Genomic DNA, 21,155 nt, shown 5'->3' with positions numbered 1-21,155 from the left:
ATCGTGTGTTCTCTGTTTGACCCTCATGAATGAGTGTCAGTAACATCATACCTCATCTTTGTGAGAAAGGCTATAGCAAGTCTATTTGAGTCGTGAATGTAGAATAACCTGAAACGCTTGTGATGATTGAATCGATTATTTACAAATCCAATGGTTTTGCTATATAAATCTATGATAGTAGCAAACTGATTTCCCAAATTACTGACCGATTAAAACTATACTAACTTTTAATTAAAATAACTAAAATACTTAGTAAAACTTGTCAGAAATTCTTAAATTCAACTGCCCCAATTGTTGTCGAGTCCAGACGAAGTAAAACAATTTTCGATAAATCTGAGGCACAATGCTTTACAAGCTATAGAGAATTGCCGAGTTTTCAAAATAGAGGTGAGAGCAGAAAATCCAAACCTGTTCGTCAGTGGCAACTGAATAACCCGGTAATTTGGCCACGAATATTTGAACCGTTCTTTACCACCATACCCGCCGACTAAGGCAGCGGGTGGGAAAAGGAGATTGTTAAAAAAAGTGTGAAAAAACATTTGGGTAAAATAGAAGTAACATCAGTTATCGGCCAAAGGACGTGTATGGTATCAATTCCGATCGCCGTTTAGCGCGATCGCACTAAAAGTCATACCAATGCGCTAGTAAAAATGCAACTCTAGACCGATGTCAACTCTCGATTGCGGTGAGCGTGCTGTGACTGTAAAATCGGAAATCTAAAATCGTATTAAGTGCCGGTTCCGCCTGCATCTATCCCCCTTAATTTGCCCATGTCAACAATAGTTTCTGATGCCCAAAGCTTGCTAGAACAGGCGATCGACCCCAAACCGCCGGTGCTGCCTCCAGACACACCCTTGAAAGTCGCAATTGCTGCCATGACGGAGGCGAATGCCAGTTGCATTTTAATCGGGTTTGAGCAGCAATTGCTCGGAATTTTTACAGAGCGCGATGTTGTGAAAATAACTGCTAGCGGTATTTCGCTAGCAGGGGTGGCAATTTCTGAGGTGATGACTGAAAACCCGCTCGCTATTTCCCTCGATAAAGCGGGGAATATCTTCAAGGTATTAAACATATTGCATTCAAAAAGAATCCGTCATTTACCCCTCCTAGACGAAGGTGGTAACTTGCTAGGGGCTATCACCTGCGAAAGCATCCGTCAACTCCTCAAACCGGCAGACTTACTGAAAATGTGGCGCGCCGAAGAAATTATGACCGCACAAGTAATAGTTACCTCAAGCAGCGCCTCAGTTTTAGAAGTCGCAAAACAGATGATATCCCAGGGAAAAAGCTGCATAGTCATTGGCACTGACAGTGGCAACAAAAATCAGAAACCTGTGGGCATAATTACAGAACGCGACATTGTTAAATTCCAAGCTTCTGGACTAGATTTCGCAGGCACTCCCGTCACCGCCGCGATGAGTTTTCCGCTGATACAGTTGCAGGTAAAAGCCACTTTATGGCAGGCTCATCAGTTAATGCAGCAGCACCGCATCCGGCGCTTGGTGGTAGTGGACGAAGAAGGATATTTAGCCGGAATTGTGACTGAAATTAGCCTGCTGCAAGCCTTAGATCCGGTAGAAATGCACGCAAATGTCGAGCTTTTGCAGGAAACAGTTGCACACAAAACTCAGGAGTTGAACAAAATGAACGAAGAATTGCAAAAAGAAGCGTTGCGGAGAACAGAAGTAGAGGAAAAATTGCGAACTTTAAATGATAATTTGGAAGAACAAATTAAACAACGAACTTTAGAATTAATTAATGCCAACAGTCAGTTAAAAAAGGAAATAGAAGACCGCACCACCGCTGAAGCTGAAGTTCGCCGCCTCAACACCGAACTCGAACAGCGAGTTCTAGACCGCACGGTTCAACTAGCAGCCAGTAACGAAGAATTGCAGCAACAAATTAGCGGTAGAAAATTGCTCGAAGACAAATTATACTTTTCAGAAAAGAAAGTCCGCGCCGTTTTTGAAGCGATGACTGACATCGTTCTCGTGCTAGACAGTCAGAGGAATATAGAAGTTTTGCCAACGAATGTGGCAGCGGCTTCTGAGCCTGATTGCGATATAGTCAGCTTGACCATAGAACATTTTTTTGACGACGACAACCCGGATGATTGGTGGGTGTTAGTTCAGCAAGTGTTAGAAACACAACAAACTCTCAATTTTGACTACAGCTTAACAGTTTCTGGTCGCGAAATTTGGTTTTCCGCCTGCATTTCTCTGTTCTCAAAAGATGCAGTCATTTGGGTTGCCCGCAACATCAATGCCCGCAAAATAGCCGAGTCAGCCCTGTGCCAAAAAAATGCAGAGTTATCTCATACCTTAGAAGAACTGAAGCGGACTCAGAAAGAACTCATTCAATCAGAAAAAATGGCAGCCCTCGGACAGTTAATTGCCGGAGTTGCTCATGAAATCAATTCTCCTTTAGGGGCGATTCGCTCTTCTGTGCAGAACATCGCCGACTTCTGGACGGAACAATTGCAACAGTTGCCGATATTTTTTCAACAACTATCCCCGGAACGGCGACAGGATTTCTTTGCTTTGCTACACAAGTCCAGCCAAGAAACAGATAGATTATCTAGTAAAGAAAAACGTCAGTTAAAAAAACTTTTGCAGGGGCAATTAGAATCAGAAAAAATTGACGACGCCGCCAGTCTTGCTTGTACATTATTAGATATCGGCATCGGCAATAATGTAGAGCCTTTTTTACCTTTGTTGAAAGACAGCCAAAGTCGAAATATTGTACAAACCGCCTACCAATTTGCTACGGTACAAAAAAGCACTAAAAATATTGCTACTGCCACAGATCGGGCAGCCAAAATCGTTTTTGCTTTGAAAAGCTACTCTCGTTACGACCAGTCTGGTTCCAAAGTGATCGCTAATATTACCGACGGTATTGATACTGTTTTAACGCTTTACCACTACCAAATCAAACACGGTGTGGAAGTGGTCAGAAACTATGGTACTAATTTGCCCTCTGTGCTATGCTATCCTGATGAACTCAATCAAGTTTGGACAAATTTGATTCACAATGCTTTACAAGCGATGGGCAACAAAGGAGTGTTAAAAATTGATGTCAAACACCAAGCGAACGTAATATCAGTCAGTATTACCGACAGTGGGCCAGGGATTCCCCCAGAGATTATGCCGAGAATTTTTGAGCCGTTTTTCACAACTAAACCTCCAGGGGAAGGCAGTGGTTTGGGATTAGATATAGTTCAAAAAATCCTGGAAAAACACCAAGGTGAACTGCACGTAGAAAGCGTGCCTGGTCAAACAAAATTTACTATATTCTTGCCTATCGAAATTCCTTGATAGCAATTAAAAAAAGAGGGGAATACCGAAGTTTTAAATTTTAATAGAAGTGAAGCTTTATGCCTAAACCAGTAATTTTGTGCGTTGACGATGAAGTTGTGGTCTTAAATAGTTTAAAAATTCAACTTAAAAAAGAATTTGGGGATGCTTACCTCTATGAAGTAGCAGAAAATGCAGATGAAGCTATGGAAATTATGGAGGAAATTCAAAAAGAAGATGAAAGTGATATTTTGGTCATAGTATCTGACTGGTTAATGCCAGGGATTAAAGGAGATGATTTTTTGATTATGGTTCACCAAAAATATCCTAAAATTGTGAAAGTCATGCTGACAGGGCAAGCCGACGAAGTAGCGATAGCACGGGTGAAAGAGCAAGCAAACTTGCACCGTTGTTTGTACAAGCCATGGGAGCGCAAAGAATTAGTAGAAACTATAAAATCTGGTTTGACAAAAATATGAATAATAAACCTGTGATTATTTGCGTGGATGACGAACCGATAATTCTTCAAAGTTTGAAAATTGAGTTAAAAAAAACCCTGGGGGAAGAACATTTATTAGAAACCGCTGAAGGCGGCGAAGATGCTTTAGAGTTAATTGAGGAATTACTGGCAGAGGGTTGCGAAATCGTAGCAGTGATTTCCGACTATCTGATGCCGAATATCAAAGGGGACGAATTGCTGAAGCAGATTCACAGAATTTCGCCAAAAACTATCAAAATTATGCTGACGGGGCAAGCAGACCTAGAAGCAGTGGCGAATACTATTAAATATGCTAAATTGTACCGATACATATCGAAACCTTGGCAGTCGGAAGATTTGAAGTTGACGGTAAAAGAAGCGATTAACAGCTATTTTAGGGAGAAGCAATTAGCGGAACAAAATTCTCAACTCCAAAAGCTGAATCAAGAACTGGAAACTTTAGTCGAGGAGCGGACTGCACAATTGCGCTTGTCTGAGGAAAAGTTTGCTAAAGCTTTTCGTTCTTCTCCCAACCCGATTGCTATTACCAGACTTAATGACGGTCGTTATTTAGAAATTAATGAGGCTTTTTGCCAGAGCATCGGTTATTCCGCCGCAGAAATCCTCGATCGCACGGCGCTTGATTTGAATCTTTGGGAAAATATACAAGCCCGCGCCGAGTTGTTTAAAATGTTAGATGAAAAACAAATTATTCTCAACTACGAATTTGATTTTCGCACTAAAACAGGGGAAATCAGAACCGGACTGCTGTCAGCAGAAATCATTGACATTCATGGCGAAACTTGCGTAATTTCTGTAATTCAAGATATTAGCGATCGCAAATTAGCCGAAGAAAAACTCCGAGCTGTAGCGGCTTCTTTAGCAGCAGCCCAAAGAATCGCCCGTGTCGGTAATTGGGAATGCGATTTCTCTGCCAACACAACTACTTGGTCGGAAGAGTTATCTCGGATTTTTGGGCTCGATCCAACCCAGCCTGCGCCAACACTAGCTGAGTTTTCGCAATACGTACATCCGGACGATCGACAAAAGTGGCAAACAACGATCGACTCTGCTATTGCTAGCGGGCAATCTTACAGTTTGGAATATCGAATTCTGCGACCGGAAGCCCAAATTGCTGCGGATAATTCCCCGTCACAAATAAGTGAAGCCGGCTTTATCCGCTACATCGAAGCCAGAGGAGAAGTAGTTGTCAACCAACAAGGGCAAGTGACAAAACTCTTCACAACTTTGATGGACATTACCCCACGCAAGCTAGCAGAAATAGCCCTAGCAGAGAGCGAAGAAAAATACCGTCATTTAGTTGAAACTTCCCAAGATATTATCTGGTCTTGTGATGCTCAAGGACACATTACTTTTGTGAACCAAGCAGTTAAACAAATATACGGTTACGAGCCTGAAGAAATGCTCGGCTGTTCTTTTAGCGATTTCTTGGCTCCAGGAGAAATAGACTGGAAATGGGAACTTCAGCAGCGCTTGCTAACGGGAAAAAATGTGTTTCAGTACGAAAATATAGTATTAGGAAAAGACGGCAGAAAGATTGATGTAAATACCAAGGCGATCGCGCGCATGGACGCTGAAGGAAACATCATCGGCACAACAGGAACTGCTAGCGATATTACCGAACGGAAGCAAGCTGAAATAGTTCTACGAAAAGCTAAAGAAGAAGCCGACAGAGCGAACAGAGCAAAAAGCGAGTTTCTCTCGAATATGAGCCACGAATTGCGAACTCCCCTCAACGCCATTCTCGGTTTCAGCCAACTGCTAGCCCGCGACCCAGACCTCGGTGCCGATCAACAGCAATACTTAGGAATTATTACCCAGAGCGGAGAACATTTGCTCGTTCTGATCAACAATATTCTGCAAATGTCAAAAATTGAAGTCGGCCTGGTCACACTTAATAACAGCACTTTCGACTTGCACAAAATGATAAAAAATACTGAACATATGCTGAAGCTGCAAGCCGAAAAAAAAGGGTTGCAGTTAATTTTTGATTGCCCACCACATCTACCTCAATATATAGAAACTGACGAAAGCAAGTTGCGACAAGTATTGATAAATGTCGTCGGAAATGCTATTAAATTTACTGCGGAAGGTGGTGTCAATTTAAGAGTCAAACATGAGCTGCTAAAAAATAAAAGCTCCCCAGAAAATTCGCTAAGTGAGAGGTGCTCATTGCTATTTGAAGTGGAAGACACAGGTTCAGGAATTTCTGCGGAAGAAATGGAGAATTTGTTTAAACCTTTCGCGCAAACAGAAAGCGGGAAAAAAGCTCAAGAAGGAACCGGTTTAGGCTTGCCAATCAGCAAGCAGTTCGTTCAGTTAATGGGAGGGAAGATGACGGTAACAAGCACCCTCGGTCGCGGCAGCATTTTTAGATTTGATGTTAAAGTCTCGCTCCCTAATGCAGTGGAAATTCAGGTTGCTCAAACAGCTCGCCGAGTGGTTGGTCTCGAACCCGGACAGCGAGAATACCGGATTTTAGCTGTTGACGATCGCCTGGAAAGCCGCTTGCTGTTGGTCAGAATGCTGACATCGCTCGGCTTTGCGGTGCAGGAAGCTGAAAATGGCGTTCAAGCTGTGGAAATGTGGTCGAGTTGGGAACCTCATTTGATTTGGATGGATATGCGGATGCCGGTGATGGACGGTTACGAAGCTACTAAACAGATTAAAGCGCATTTGAAAGGTCAAGCAACGGTGATTATTGCTCTGACTGCAAGTGCTTTTGATGAGGAGCGATCGCTGATTTTGTCTGCTGGTTGTGATGATTTTGTAGCGAAGCCTTTTCGAGAGCAAGTGATTCTGGAAAAGATGGCTAAGTATCTGGGAGTCCGCTATGTTTACGATCGAGAAGCTTCGCTAAGTTCTGATGCTGCGGTGTCCGCCGAGGTTTCCACGGCAACTGAAACGGCTGATTTGGCTTTGACGCTCAATTCTTCATTTTTGGAAGATATGCCTGCTGAATGGATTGATGAATTGTATTCTGCGGCGGATGCGGTTGATAACGAGGAGATTTTTCGGCTGTTGTTGTCGATTCCTCCTATTAATGCTAGTTTCCGCAGCGCGCTCGCCGATTTGGCGAATAACTTTCGATGCGATCGGATTATCGATTTGATTGAGGAGTTTAGAAATTGTTGAAGGATGAAAGAAGAAGAGATACGGGCAGGTTTAGGATTATCGATCGTGTATGTCGATCGCCTCTATTTGTAAACTGGCCTGCAGGCGATCGGCTAATTTACTTGTACCCAAGCTCCACACCCTGGTAATCATCAGTCATTCTCAATTCTTTAATCTCACATCTCACATCCCAAATCTTCACTAGGATAAGTTCTGTAAATAGAAAAGGAGTTCATTGAGGAGGGAGTGCTATAATGAACATTTAACCACTTTTCATAATTTCTACATTAAATTAACAAAAAATAGCGATCGATGACCAAAAATCAAATAGAAGAAAATAAAGGCAACATATTAATTGTTGACGATACTCCAGAAAATTTGCAAGTTTTATCAGCAACGCTGTCCGATCGGGGCTACAAAGTCCGCGGCGTAATTAACGGCAAAATGGCAATCAGAGCCGCGCGCTCTGGTTCTCCCGATTTGATTTTGCTCGACATCAAAATGCCGGAAATGGACGGCTACGAAGTCTGCACACAGCTCAAGGAAGATCCGAATACTTCAGAAATTCCCGTTATTTTTATCAGTGCTTTAGATGAAGTATTGGACAAAGTAACCGCCTTTAAAGTTGGAGGGGTAGATTATGTCACAAAACCATTTCATGTAGCAGAAGTTTTAGCGCGAATCGAACACCAACTGACTATCCAGAGACTGAAAAAACAATTGCTCGATCGCAATAAAGAACTGCAAGAAGAAATAATAGAACGCAAAAAAGCCGAAGAAGCAGCGGCCGCTGCATCGCTCGCAAAAAGTCAATTTGTTGCCAACATGAGCCACGAATTGCGGACGCCCCTGAACGCCATCCTGGGTTTTACCCAAGTCATGAGTCGCGACTCTTTGCTCAGCCACGAAAATCTTGAAAACCTCCGAATTATTAACCGCAGCGGTCAACATTTGCTCGAACTAATTAACGATGTTTTAGACTTGTCGAAAATAGAAGCAGGGATAATTGGCTTAGATGAACGCAGCTTTGACCTTTATCAACTCCTCGACACTCTCGAAGAAATGTTTCAAATCAAAGCTGAAACAAAAAAAATGCAACTGAGATTTTCCGTCCAGGCAAATGTTCCCCAATATATAAAAACTGACGAAAACAAGCTGCGCGTCTGCTTAATTAACCTGCTGGGAAATGCCATGAAATTTACTCACGACGGGGGCCGTATTTGGCTGCGCGTGAGCGTGGAAACCAACCAGCCGCAGCCGACAGAATCGGAAAGTCATCCTAATTCTACCTCAGTCGAACCCTTGTTAATTTTGTTTGAAGTTGAAGATACGGGAGTTGGCATAGCAACAGCAGAAATTGATACTTTATTTGATGCTTTTGTGCAAACACAAGCGGGGAGAAAAGCGGCTGATGGTACGGGGTTGGGTTTGACAATTACTAAAAAATACGTGCAGATAATGGGTGGGGATATTTGGGTAAAAAGTGTTTTAGGTGAGGGAACAAGTTTTAAATTTAATATCCGAGTATTTGCCGCTATTTCGTCTGAAATAACAGTGGCGACATTGCAGCGCGTGATCGGGCTAGAAGCAGATCAACCGATTTATCGGATTTTAGCAGTTGACGACAATCAAGAAAATCGGCTGCTGCTGGTTAAAATGTTGCAACCAATTGGTTTTGAAGTCCGAGAAGCGGAAAATGGCTACCAAGCGGTTGAACTTTGGGAAAGTTGGCAGCCTCATTTAATTTGGCTGGATACGCGAATGCCGGTAATGGACGGTTTTGAAGCTGTCCGACAAATTAGAGCGAAAGAGAAACAAACTCAGTGGCGAACTGTAATTATTGCTCTGACTGCTAGCACTTTTGAGGAAAAAAAAGGCGAAATTATCGCCGCAGGTTGCGACGATTTTGTGCGAAAACCTTTTCAAGAACAAATCCTCTTTGATAAGATGTCTTGCTACTTGGAAGTGCGCTATCTTTATCAAGAGTTGCCCCGGCTCCCAGTCGGGGCTTTACGGCGTTATTGTGTGAACGAAAAACCGGATTTATTTTTCGGAGAGCTACTGGCTCAGATGCCTCAAAGCTGGGTGCAGGAACTCTACGAAGCAGCTAATGATGTTAATGAAGAGCTGGCGATTCAACTTGTCGATCGCATCTGGGAAAGTCATCCAACTTTAGCTGAGGCTTTAAAAGATTTGCTTGCCGATTACCGACTCGACAAGATAATGGATTTAACTCAATCGAGTTTAAAATAAATGGATAATAGCGAAATTAAAGTATTGGTGGTTGATGACCAACCAAGCAATCTGCGATTCTTATCCAAACTGCTAACATCCCAGGGGTATCAAGTTTACCGAGCTATTTGCGGTCCACTGGCGTTGAATGTTGCGATCGGCCATTGCCCGGATTTAATTTTACTCGACATTAGAATGCCGGAAATGAACGGTTATGAAGTTTGTCGGAGACTGAAAGCGACACCGGAAACCGAACAAATCCCGGTGATATTTTTAAGCGTATTAGATGAAATGAACGATAAGTTACAAGCTTTTCGAGTAGGAGGTGCTGACTATATTACTAAACCATTTCAAGTAGAAGAAGTTTTAGCACGCATCGACAAGCAAGTCCGCTTGCAAAAACTGCAACAGCAATTAAAAGAACAAAATTATCAACTGCAACAGTCCCAGTCGCTGCTTTCTAGCATATTAAATAGTTCATTAGACTGTGTGGTGGCTTATTCTGCTGTCCGCAACAGTGAGGGAAATATTGTAGATTTCCAGTGGCTCTTGATCAACCCGGCCGCTGAAAAATTTTATGGTCTGCTATTAAATGACATAGTTGGCAAAAATTTGTTAGCGAAAGTTTCCCAAGTTAGCAATAACGGGTTATTTGATTTGTATGTGTCTGTAGTAGAAACAGGAGAAACTGTAGACCAAGAATTTTATTACGAACAGGAGCGAGATACTATTGTTTGGCTGCACATTGTGGCTGTGAAATTAAACGATGGTCTGGCAGTAACATTTCGTAACATTACCGATCGCAAACGAGCAGAAATTGCCCTACGAGACAGCGAAGAACGCTTCCGCGCGATATTCGAGCAAGCTGCGGTTGGCATAGCTAAAACCGCGCTTTGCGGTAAATTTATGCGGGTAAATCCCGGCTTTTGTCAAATTGTCCGCTATGCACAATCCGAATTGTTACAGCAAAATTGGGAAGCAATTACTCACCCAGATGACAGAGAAGTGGACAGAGAATACCTGCGTTCACTGTTATCCGGGAAGATTCAAACTTTTTCTGTGGAAAAGCGTTTGTTATGCAAAGATGAGGCAGTCCGCTGGGCAAATGTTACTGTTTCGGCAATGCGCGATGTCAAGGGAACGCTGCAGTATTTAATTTGTGCGATCGAGGATATTTCCGAACGCAAACTGGTACAAGAATTGCTGCAAGAGAGTTTAGACACTCAAACCCGCTACGCTCAAGAATTAACTCGTTCTAATGCCGAACTAGAACAGTTTGCTTACGTAGCTTCTCACGATTTGCAAGCGCCTTTGAGTACGATTGCCGGCTACGCTCAACTATTAGAAAAACGCTTTCCCAACCAACTTGATGCCCAAGGGAATAAATTCATCCGCAATATTGTTAATTCTTGCGAGCGGATGCAGGCGCTGATTGATGACTTGCTGGAGTATTCGCGGGTCGGTCGCAGTCAGAAACCTTTTGACATGATAGATTGCAATCGGGTTTTTGAGGATGCTTGTGCTAATTTGCATTTGGCTATCCGCGAGAATCAAGCTTCAGTTACTAAGGGGAATTTGCCAAGGGTAACAGGTGACTGTTTTCAACTGCTGCAACTGTTTCAAAATTTAATTGGTAACGCCATTAAGTACCGCAGCAGTGAGGCGCCGGTGGTGCAGGTGGACGCTTTGCATCAGGGGGATAACTGGGTGTTTTCAGTGCAGGATAATGGTATTGGGATTGCCTCACAGTACCATCCGCGAATTTTTCAGATTTTTCAGCGCTTGCACACCCAAAAACAGTATTCTGGAACTGGTATCGGTTTAGCGATTTGTCAAAGAATTGTCGAGCGACACGGCGGCAGACTTTGGGTAGAATCAGAACCCAATCGAGGCTCGACTTTTTATTTTTCTATTCCTATACCAAAGTGAAGTCAACAGCCCGCCTGAAGGAGTCACTCGTCCTTTACTTAAGCTTTAACCATCTTTATGTTCTCTTTACAAAAATGCTTGTAAAGTGTAGCATATTCACTGATGACAGCGAGCTAAAAATGTATCAATATAAATCTATTAGCTTTATCCTTATACAACTTATAAATCAGCGGTGCGCGCAAGACTTGTTAATTTTTTTCAACAGTATCCAGAGCATCTTGCTTTGGGATGCAATAGTTTCCTTAGTAGTTCGCGGAGAAGGATTTGTAATATGTTTGCAGTTTGCCGGTTCTCGGACAGACTGGAAAGTGAAACAAGCATAATTCGCAAACCTTTGCAAATAGAGAAAAACGGGACATGGCTGCAACACACTTTTAGTGTTCTCAGCCTGATTTACCGGATGATGGAAAGAGATGCTGTGCAGGTACTCAGACACGGCTCCAAATCACGCAACCTCACAAAGGACGTTCGTAGTGAGGCAAAGCGGTGAGTTATAAAAAGAAAAAATTTACTCTTTTAATAGCAAACGATGACGAGGATACGCGCTTTTTGATGGAGGAAGCATTGCGAGAAATTCGATTAGAAATTACGAGCGAATTTGTGGAAAATGGAGAACAGGTACTAGACTATTTGTACCGCCGTGGTCAATATTTTGCTAGCAGCAATTGGCATCAGGCAGACTTGATACTTTTGGATTTGAATATGCCGAGGCTGGACGGGCGCGAAACACTAACTTCGATCAGAGCTGACCCCCATTTGCAACAAATTCCGGTTGTAATGCTCACAACTTCCCACCGCCGAGGAGATATCTTGCTTTGCTACCGCTTAGGAGCCAATTCTTTCATATCCAAACCAGTCACTTTTGAAGGATTGCTGGAAGTAATGAAGGCTTTATGTGAGTATTGGTTTGAAATCGTTTCACTGCCGCCCGATATGTAAACTTTAATGGAGGGCTAAATCCATAGTTTGAGTGTATAGTGAATTTGATAAGCCGAAATATTTGCCGATCGCAAGTATCGCTCTCAAAAAAAAGTTGCCTTCGACCCGCTCCGAACGCTATAGTTGTGTTAAAACCTAACCAATGTCTGAAAATTTTGTTGGTTGAGGATGACCTCGGAGCTCCGACAATGATCGAAGATCTTCTAGGGTCATTCAGCGAGTCTCTATTTCTTCTCCAAACTGTTAAGTCTCTGGAGATAGCAGTTGGGCGTCTGGAAGTAGACAAGTTTGACGCCGTACTATTAGATTTGTCAGTGTCAGACAACTTGAGAGGAAGCGAGGCGATCGCAGTTTTGAAAGGGCGATGGCCCACATTGCCAATTGTGGTGCTGACAGATATCAACGATGAAAATATAGCTCGGTCGGTATTGCGCTGGGGCGCTCAAGATTGTTTGGTAAAGGGAAGATTTCACAGAACTCTGCTGGTGCGGGCAATCCATTACGCGATCGAACGCCAGCAAATTGAAGAACAATTGCGACAGCAGGCTCTTCGACAGCGGCTGTTGGGCAAAATGATCGAACATATTCGATCGTCAATAGATCCGGCAAGCATTCTCCAATGTACGGTTGCAGAAGTGCGCCAGTTCCTCCAAACAGATCGCGTTTTAATTTATCGCTGTCAGGATTGGGTGTCTCAATTGGATGGGGAAGAGCAAAAAGGTGCGATCGTCGCCGGTGACGGTTTGCCAGAAGGTTATATTGAAAACCAAAATATTAGTGCTGCTTTGGCGGTGTCATGCTTTGTTTTAGTCGAATCCCAGTCGGTACAAGCAATAGCAGATGTCAGCACTGCCCCCTTGGCTGGCAGTTGCAAAGAATTGCTGGCAGATTGTGAAATTGCAGCAGTTATCAGCGTGCCAATTTGGCAATCAGGCGACTGGGAAACGGCAAAAGAAACACAAGAAGCCACTGTTTGGGAAGTCGAGAAAAATCAAGATGCAGGGGAAAATTATATTTGGTATCAGGCGAGTGATAACCCGCAGGCGCAGGGTAAAAATTTGCCGGATACGATCGCAGAAAAAGGCAATAGTTTGTGGGGAATGTTGACAGCATACAATTGCTGCGGTGTCAGGGAATGGCAGCAGTGGGAAATTGATTTTTTACAGCACTTGGCCAATCAAGTGGCGATCGCGATCGAACAATCTCAACTTTACCGCAAGCTAGCAATAGCCAATCAAAAATTGCAGCAACTGGCAACTACTGACGGACTGACTGGCATTGCCAATCGCCGCCAGTTCGATCGCGTTTTGAGCTTAGAGTGGCGCCGATTGGCAAGAGAGGAACTTCCGCTGTCTTTAATTATGTTTGACCTCGACTTTTTTAAACTTTACAACGAGTTTTATGGGCATCTGGGCGGGGACGATTGTTTGCGCCAAGTTGCCGGGGCGATCGCCAGATCCACCAACCGGGCTGGGGATTTGACTGCTCGCTACGGTGGCGAAGAGTTTGCCCTAGTGCTGCCCAACACTAGCGCCGAAGGAGCAAACGCTGTCGCCCGGAAAATTTGCGACGGCATCGCCAGCTTGAAACTGCCCCACGCGCGATCGTCGATCGGCCCCTACGTTACCCTCAGTTGCGGCATTGCGACAGCGATTCCTTCTGCCCAGGAATCTCCCCACACCCTAATTCGCAGCGCTGACAGCGCCCTTTATCAAGCCAAAACCGAAGGCAAAAATCGCATTTGTCACGCCAGCAGTAACTCGGAATCTTCCCCGATTTTTATGTAAAAGTTGCAGGTAATTGGTAATTAGTAAGATCGTGTTTGATTTTTCACTCACAACTCATATTGTTGACCTTAGTATCGTAATAATAATTTTATGACTGTACTGCCAGCGGAATGCGATCGAGTGACCCGGATCAAGGATAATGCTCGCTGGCAGGGTATAATTCCGATGTTACGGTATTCGATATTACCCATTTCCGCTTCCCAATTTCCAATTACCAATTGCTAATTTATTGCCCTAAATTTGACTTCCTACCTGTTAAATTCGATCGCACTGGAATTTCAATCAAAAACTCCGCTCCCTCTCCCGGTGTTGAAATACAGCTCAATCTGCCGCCGTGGCGATCGACGATAATCGAGTGAGAAATCGACAATCCCAAACCCGTGCCCTTGCCCACAGGTTTAGTCGTAAAAAACGGGTCAAACAGCCTCGATCGCACTGACTCCGGTATCCCCCGCCCGTTATCCGCAATAGATACTGCTACGAAGCCGGCAGCAGCCTGATAACTGCGAATAACGATCGTGCTGGGATGTCGATCGCACTCCTCGATTGAACGCTGCTTGTCCCGTTCTTCCAAAGCATCGATCGCATTAATTAAAATGTTCATAAATACCTGATTCAACTCGCCAGGAAAACATTCAATTTGTGGCAATAGTTGGTAATCTTTAACTACCTTAATTTCTCCCGGACTGCTGTGAGATTTTAACCGATTTTGCAAAATCATCAAAGTGCTATCAATTCCCTCGTGAATATTAACCGACTTCCCAGCAGACTCGTCCAATCGGGAAAAATTACGCAACGATTTCACAATCTCGACAATTCGCTCGGTTCCTACTTGCATCGAATTAAACAATCTCGGGAAATCCTCAGCAATATAATCCAAGTCTATTTCATTAATTTTATCCAAGACTTGGGCTGGAGGATTAGGACAGTAATCCTGGTAAACTTTAATCAATTCCAGCAAATCTAAAGTGTAATTGCGAGCCGGATTGATATTGCCGTGAATAAAGCTAACAGGGTTATTGATTTCGTGAGCAACACCAGCAACTAACTGACCCAAACTCACCATTTTTTCATTTTGAACGAGCTGAGCTTGAGTCGTTCGGAGTTTGTTAATAGCTGCTTCTAACTCTAGGGCTTTTGAACGTTCTCGCGCTTCCGATTCCTGCAAAGCTGACTCCGCTTGTTTGCGATCGGTAATTTCACTTTGTGCTTGCTCAAACAGCATTGATTGCTGGATCGCGATCGCCAACTGCACGCTAATTTGTTTGAGACACTCGACCTCAATTTCCAGCCAGTGGCGGGGACCAGCGCACTCGTGAGCAATCAATAGCCCCCACAACTTCTCGCCTTGCAAAACTGGCACTACCAAATTAGCTCGCACCTGAAATTGACTTAATAAATTAATATAGCACTCGGAAAGATCGGCTTGGTAAATATCATCGACAGCTACAGTACGACCGTGTTCGTAAGCAGAAGCATAGCTGTCTTCAAAGCAGGAATCGTCAATAGTTATTCCCTGAATAGCCAGCCAATTTTTGCCCACTGACTCGACATTTACAAAACCGCTCCAATCGGGATTAAACTGATAAATTACTGTCCGGTCTGTTTGTAAAAATTGCCGTACTTCAGCAACAGTTTTTGTCAAAATTTCTTCTAAATTGAGAGAAGAGCGAATGCGTTCCAGCATTCCTACCACCAGGCGTTCTCGCTTTAATTGCTGGCGCAAGATAGCCTCGGCAATTTTGCGAGCGCTAATATCTTCAATCACACCAATTACATAGCTAGGTTCCCCAAACACCTCCCGAACTAAAGATACAGTCATATTAGTCCAAACTAATGAACCATCTTTGCGAATAAAGCGTTTCTCAATGGAATAATTAAAAATTTCCCCAGCTAACAGTCTGTCGCGCGACTCGACATCGGCTGCTACATCTTCGGGGTGAGAAATAGCCCCAACATTTCGTGATTTCAGCTCCAATTCTGAGTATCCGACAATATTGCAAAACCCTTGATTGGCATTCAAAAGTTGACCGTCTGGCCACACTTTCACAATGCCAATCGCCGCTTGTTCAAATACAGCGCGAAATCGCTGTTCGCTTTCTTGTAAAGCAATTTCTGCTTTTTTGCGATGGCTAATGTCCATTGCCGTGCCAAACAGCCGCACCACCTGACCAAACTCATTTTTAACAGATTGTCCTTTAGCGTTAACGTGCCTGATTTCTCCTGATGAAAAATAGATGCGGTGGTCGATGTCGTAAGCTGTCCCTTCAGTCATTGCGTTTTGCACAACTTGTGAAAACCTTTCTTTGTCATCGCGATGAATTTGCTCTAAAAGTTCTTCCATTGTCGGCGCCCGATTCAATTCTCGACCGTAAACTCGAAACAGTTCTTCCGACCAAGTAATAATTCCTGCCTCCATATCGAATTCCCAATTGCCGATGCGGGCTATTCTTTGTGCTGTTTGCAACTGTTCGGCACTTAGTTGCAGAGATGCGATTAACTGCGTTTTTTCGGCTTCTGCTGCAACGCGGGCGCTGATATCTTTGTGAGTGCCTGTCATTCGCAACGGCGCCCCCCATTCGTCGTACTCGACTATCTTGCCCATCGCCAGAATCCACTGCCAATTGCCCGCTTTGTTGAGCATCCGAAATTCAACTTCATAGATATTAGTCTCACCTTCCAAATATGAATTCAAAGATTTCATTACCTTCACTCGATCATCTGGATGCAGCAATTTTTCCCAACTTTTGAGGTTGTTTTCTATTTCTATTTCTGCGTAACCAAGCATTGATTTCCAATGAAAGTCGAAATAAGTTTCGCCAGTAGCTATATTCCAATCCCACAGCCCCAAAGAACTGCCTGAGACCGCCAACTGCAAGCGCTCTTGACTTAGTTTTAATGCCGATTCCGTGCGTTTTATTTCTGTGAGATCGGAAATTATGGCTATCATTCCTATCGGTTGACTAGCGCTATCTTTAATGCAGTTAGCTCGTAATAAACTTTCTATAATTTCGCCATTTTTAGTCTTGATTTCAATTTCAGTATCCCAGGAAAAACCTTTCCGCAGCACCCTAAATAATTTCCTCAAATCTTGAGATTTGGGGTACATTACTGCTGGACCGCCGGCATTATTGAGTTCCTCAACTGTATAGCCGTAGCGCTGAATAAATGCTTGATTGTGATAAACGGAATAACCGTCCAAATCTGCGATCGCGATCGCATCACTAGCGCTTTCTACAGCTTGAGTTACCAGGCACAAAGTCAGTTCGGCTTGTTTGCGATCGGTAATGTCAAAAATCGCCCTGTCGAGCCACAAAACCAGCCCTTCTAGATTGTAAGTTGGCCTACCTCTTTCCGACATCCACCGCACCGCGCCGTCAGCGCCAACAATCCGGTATTCTAGATTGTACGGCTGTTTCGACTCTACTGCTGCGCTGATTTGTCGATCGACCATTTCCTTGTCTGCCTCGTGGACAATGCTGGCAAAACTCAAGCCGTTGTTGCCAATAAAATCCCCAGCAGGATAACCACTAATGACCTCAATTTCATCACTAATAAATACCATCTTCCACTCAGCATCGTATAAGCTGCGGCAGATAGCGCCGGGAATATTCTCAACGAGCGATCGAAATCTGGCTTCGCTCTCCCGCAAAGCTGCTTCGGCCTGTTTTAAATCAGTAATATCCAGCACCATGCCTTCCCAAACTATATCCCCTTCCTGCCCTATTTCTGTGGGAAAATTAACTCGTCCCGGTCTCGAAACCCCTTGCAACCACTTAATTTTTTCAGACGGGAAAATCGCGCGCCATTCCTGGTACCAAAGCTGCATATTTGCCGCAGAAACAGCAATTGATTCTTCAAATTTTTGGCGGTCGTCTGGATGAATACAACTAAAAAGTAGTTGGGGATTTTGCTGAATATTTTCTGGTTCCAATTCATATAAATCGCGGCTAGCCGAAGAAATATAAGGAAAACTTTTTTCGCCGTCGGCGGATAGGCGAAATTGATAAATTATTCCCGGCAAATTGGCAGTAAGTTGCCGAAGTCTAGCTTCGCTTTCTTGCTGGGCTAATTGTTTTCGCCTATCCTGAGTGATATCTCGAATTATCCCCACGAGAATTTTACTGCCATCGGTATTTTCAAAGACAGTTTTTTTAGTAGACACAATGTGCTTTGCACCGTTGGCGTCCGTAAATATTTCCTCACTCTCGTTTTCTTTCCCCGTCCTAAACACTTGTTGGTCAGTATGCCAAAAAATCTCCGCTTCTTGTTTTGGGAAAAAGTCATAATCGGATTTGCCCAGCAGTTCCTCGCGCTGCTTCCCGATCAGCTTGCAAAAAGCATCATTTAACAGTATCCAACGGTGCTGTTCATCCTTGACAAAAAGTGGATCGGCAACGGCATCGATTGTATCATTCAAAAACTTTTTACTAGCTTCTAGTTCGGAAAGTGCTAAGATTTTATCTGTAATATCATTGATAGTTCCTGTCGTACCCTGCGCCTCTCCGTTGCCGCCCAAAATAAAAAACTCTTGCACTTCCACCCACCGAATTTCGCCATGTTTGGTAACATATCGACTTTGGTAGCAACAGGATGTTTTTTGATTTGGTATCCGACCTCTAAACAAATTTAAATATTGGTGTTGATCCTCAGAATGAATGTAACTCAAACAGGAAGTTCCTAAGCTTTCATCAACGGTAAACCCGGTAATTTCCGTCCAAGCCGGATTGAGAAAAGTCCAATTGCCAGCAGTATTGGTCTCAAAAACGACTTCTTTGATATTGCCAACAACCTGCTGGTATTTTTCTTGACTTTTTTGCCATTCTGCTTGCCGTTTCTGGCGGGCGATCGCACACCTGAGCGTCCGTACCAGCAGCCGGCTGTCTAGCTGTCTTTTCACCAGATAATCTTGGGCGCCAGCGGCAATTAACTCAACAGCCCGTTCTTCGTCATCGGCCGCTGTCAGAATGACGATCGGAGTATTTATAGCGCAATCTTGAAGGCGGAAAAAATTATTAAATTTGAGGCTGTCAGGAAGTGAAGTATCTAATAAAATTACATCAAAACTTTTGTCGCTTAAAATTTCTCTAGCTTCCCGGAGGCGAACTACATTGGTCATATCGATTGATTGTCCTAGTTGGGGCTCAGACAGTAATTCTTGAATTAGTTTTGCATCTTCGGCACAATCTTCTATTAAAAGAATTTTCAAACAAGCAGGCGTTAAATTTGACTCAAAAACAGATGTCATACCATTTTATATTTTATATTTTTGATTTGAGATTTGGAATGACTGATGACTATGACCCTTTGGTTTTTGCGTACAGTGGCATTTTTTTACTGCTATCCTTTTGCTATTTTTTAGTAATTATAAAATCTCAGCAGCGGATGCAGATACCTAGCTCATGATTGGGGAACTTGAACCGCACGATTGAGAGTGCGCTGTGTGCTTGCAGACCCCGCAGATTTATTGGTAGAATTGAGTTATTCGCTGCAAGTTTTCCGCCTCGCCCCAAACCTAGTGGCTCCAAACTATTATACTCTTACCAATATTGCAACTCAACTCTCTTTTAATTTACAACCTTTGGCAGGGGAATAGCAAGAGGCAAGTCAAAAAAGCGCGGAGTAATCAAAATTTGCATGGCTAATAGCCTTTGAAACTTTAGATTTTAAATAGCCGTTTAAAGTTTGCCTAAAGGGGCATTATTATTTTTCAATAATGCTATTATTACAAAGGTACGAGAATTACCGTTGATTTACAAAATACGCTCTAAGATTGTGTTAGGTTAATTGCTTGCAGTTAGCGCATATTTGTATTGAGCAATGCGAGTCCTCTCTTGCTACAGTAACAAAGATTTGCATTGCTTGCTACAAACCTAATTACCAACTTAATTACCATTGTCTACCGGGCCACGATTTAACTCAGTTGAGTCGCTCAATTTTCTGTGGCTTGGGCAGCACAACTGTAAACACGCTGCCTTGACCGACATTGCTGCTAATAGCAATCTCACCGTTAAAAGGTTTTAAAAGTTCAATACAAGTATAAAGTCCTAGACCAGTGCCTGTCGGTTCCCCTTCGGCTTTTTCCTCGCCTTTAGGTGGCTTGGATGTGTAAAACGGGTCAAAGATTTTTGGCAGTTCTTCAGACGATATGCCGCATCCCGTATCTGCAATATCCATATATATGTTCGAGTCATCCTGCCGAGTCACGATAGTTATTTCTCTGCTTTTCTTTTCCCACATAGCATCCATTGCATTATTGATTAAATTATAAAATACTTGAGAAATATAGGAATAAATTAATGGAATACTGGCAATTTCTTCGTCATAAAAGTATTTTTTTCTAATCTTGTTCTTAAAATACAGGTTGCCTTCCAATAGCTGAATTTCTCTCTGCACTAAATCGTTGATATTCACCGGGTGCAAATCTTGCTTTTGCTCGTTTCGGCTTTTCATCATCAGAGTATCCATGATCTGATTGATTTTTGTGACCGCTTGAAAAATATACTTACTATAATTAAACAGAGAGTCTTCTTGAATTTGTGTAGCTTTTGTTTCAATCAAATCGACGCTAGTCTGAATCACTTGCAGCGGACTTTTGAGGTTGTGAACCATTCCCTGAGTCAAACGTCCAATGATGGCTGTTTTTTCCTGGTTTATTAATTGCTTGGTTTTTTGTTCAACAAGTTTTTCCAGGTTTTGGTTGAGGTGGGCAAGTTCGAGGTTTTTTTCTTCGAGTTTTTTTTGCAAGCTGCGGATTGTCAAGTGGGTTTGAATCCGGCTCAAAACTTCTTCGTGCTGGAAAGGCTTAGTGATGTAGTCAACGGCTCCTGTCTGAAAGCCTTTTACTTTATCAGGCGTATCAGAAAGGGCGCTCATAAATATGATGGGAATATCTTGCGTTGACGAGTCTGCTTTCAAACGTCGGCAAGTTTCAAAACCGTCAATTCCTGGCATCATGATATCCAAAAGAATCAAGTCTGGATGGATGTAGTCAATTTGCTCGATCGCACTTTCGCCGTCTAGAGCTACTAATACTTTAAACCCATAATTCCTTAACAACTCGAAAAGTACGTCAAGATTTGTTTGGTTGTCATCGACAATTAGTATGATGCTTCTTTCGGAATTCTTATCGTTCATATTCAAGGCAAACATTCAAGTTTTTTAATTTTTAGTTGTTGGTTGTGAGTTTAAATCGGATTAAAGTGATTTTGTGCGGCTCTCGAAACCTGGTTGCTTCGTAGATGCCTTTATTTGCAATCACTCTTTCTTTTATGGGCGGGTAGGATGCCCATCCCACCAAAATTTCATTCTCTTTGGAACAGGCATCTTGCCTGTTGCTGACAAAAATGCAAGATGTGAGAT

11 protein-coding genes are annotated in these 21,155 nt (G+C 43.1%); 9 read left to right on the top strand and 2 right to left on the bottom strand.

Annotation, left to right across the window (positions count from 1 at the left end; genetic code table 11):
- Window positions 1-770: 770 nt before the first annotated feature.
- From QUA33_RS20390 to QUA33_RS20355, 8 genes are all read left to right on the top strand, one after another.
- Window positions 771-3,314, top strand: a complete 2,544-nt coding sequence (locus QUA33_RS20390; protein ID WP_333150677.1) for a CBS domain-containing protein — start codon at window positions 771-773, stop codon at window positions 3,312-3,314.
- Window positions 3,315-3,373: 59 nt separating this feature from the next.
- A complete protein-coding gene (locus tag QUA33_RS20385) occupies window positions 3,374-3,772 on the top strand; it encodes a response regulator (protein WP_333100025.1) in 399 nt (132 codons plus the stop codon).
- Window positions 3,769-6,927: a PAS domain S-box protein gene (locus QUA33_RS20380; protein WP_333150675.1), complete on the top strand. Its 3,159-nt coding sequence runs from the start codon at window positions 3,769-3,771 to the stop codon at window positions 6,925-6,927. The genes QUA33_RS20385 and QUA33_RS20380 overlap by 4 nt, the downstream gene beginning before the upstream one ends.
- 291 nt (window positions 6,928-7,218) lie before the next feature.
- The gene (locus QUA33_RS20375; RefSeq protein WP_333150673.1) at window positions 7,219-9,159 is read left to right on the top strand and encodes a response regulator; all 1,941 of its coding nucleotides are present in this window, start codon (window positions 7,219-7,221) and stop codon (window positions 9,157-9,159) included.
- Window positions 9,160-11,067: a PAS domain S-box protein gene (locus tag QUA33_RS20370; RefSeq protein WP_333150670.1), complete on the top strand. Its 1,908-nt coding sequence runs from the start codon at window positions 9,160-9,162 to the stop codon at window positions 11,065-11,067. It begins immediately after the preceding gene.
- A gap of 271 nt (window positions 11,068-11,338) precedes the next feature.
- On the top strand, window positions 11,339-11,557 hold the full coding sequence (locus tag QUA33_RS20365; protein WP_333150668.1) for a hypothetical protein: 219 nt from the start codon (window positions 11,339-11,341) through the stop codon (window positions 11,555-11,557).
- Window positions 11,554-12,006, top strand: coding sequence for a response regulator (locus QUA33_RS20360; RefSeq protein WP_333150666.1), 453 nt, complete (start codon window positions 11,554-11,556; stop codon window positions 12,004-12,006). Before QUA33_RS20365 ends, QUA33_RS20360 begins: the two co-directional genes overlap by 4 nt.
- Window positions 12,007-12,044: 38 nt before the next feature.
- Entirely contained in the window at window positions 12,045-13,793 is a 1,749-nt protein-coding gene (locus QUA33_RS20355) for a diguanylate cyclase domain-containing protein (protein WP_333150664.1), read from the top strand.
- Window positions 13,794-14,019: 226 nt separating this feature from the next.
- Here the strand turns inward: QUA33_RS20355 and QUA33_RS20350 are convergent, their stop codons facing one another.
- A complete protein-coding gene (locus QUA33_RS20350) occupies window positions 14,020-19,041 on the bottom strand; it encodes a PAS domain S-box protein (protein ID WP_333150662.1) in 5,022 nt (1,673 codons plus the stop codon).
- Between the two features lie 195 nt (window positions 19,042-19,236).
- Between QUA33_RS20350 and QUA33_RS20345 the strand changes: the two genes are divergently transcribed.
- Window positions 19,237-19,389 carry a hypothetical protein gene (locus QUA33_RS20345; RefSeq protein ID WP_333150660.1) on the top strand — a complete coding sequence of 51 codons (153 nt, stop codon included), beginning with the start codon at window positions 19,237-19,239 and terminating at the stop codon, window positions 19,387-19,389.
- A 323-nt stretch (window positions 19,390-19,712) separates the two neighbouring features.
- Here the strand turns inward: QUA33_RS20345 and QUA33_RS20340 are convergent, their stop codons facing one another.
- Window positions 19,713-20,945 carry a hybrid sensor histidine kinase/response regulator gene (locus QUA33_RS20340; protein ID WP_333150658.1) on the bottom strand — a complete coding sequence of 411 codons (1,233 nt, stop codon included), beginning with the start codon at window positions 20,943-20,945 and terminating at the stop codon, window positions 19,713-19,715.
- Window positions 20,946-21,155: the final 210 nt, after the last annotated feature.

Origin of the sequence: Microcoleus sp. Pol14D4, assembly GCF_036701245.1 — a bacterium.
Taxonomy (GTDB): domain Bacteria; phylum Cyanobacteriota; class Cyanobacteriia; order Cyanobacteriales; family Microcoleaceae; genus Microcoleus.
This window is presented reverse-complemented; position numbering and strand designations above follow the sequence as displayed.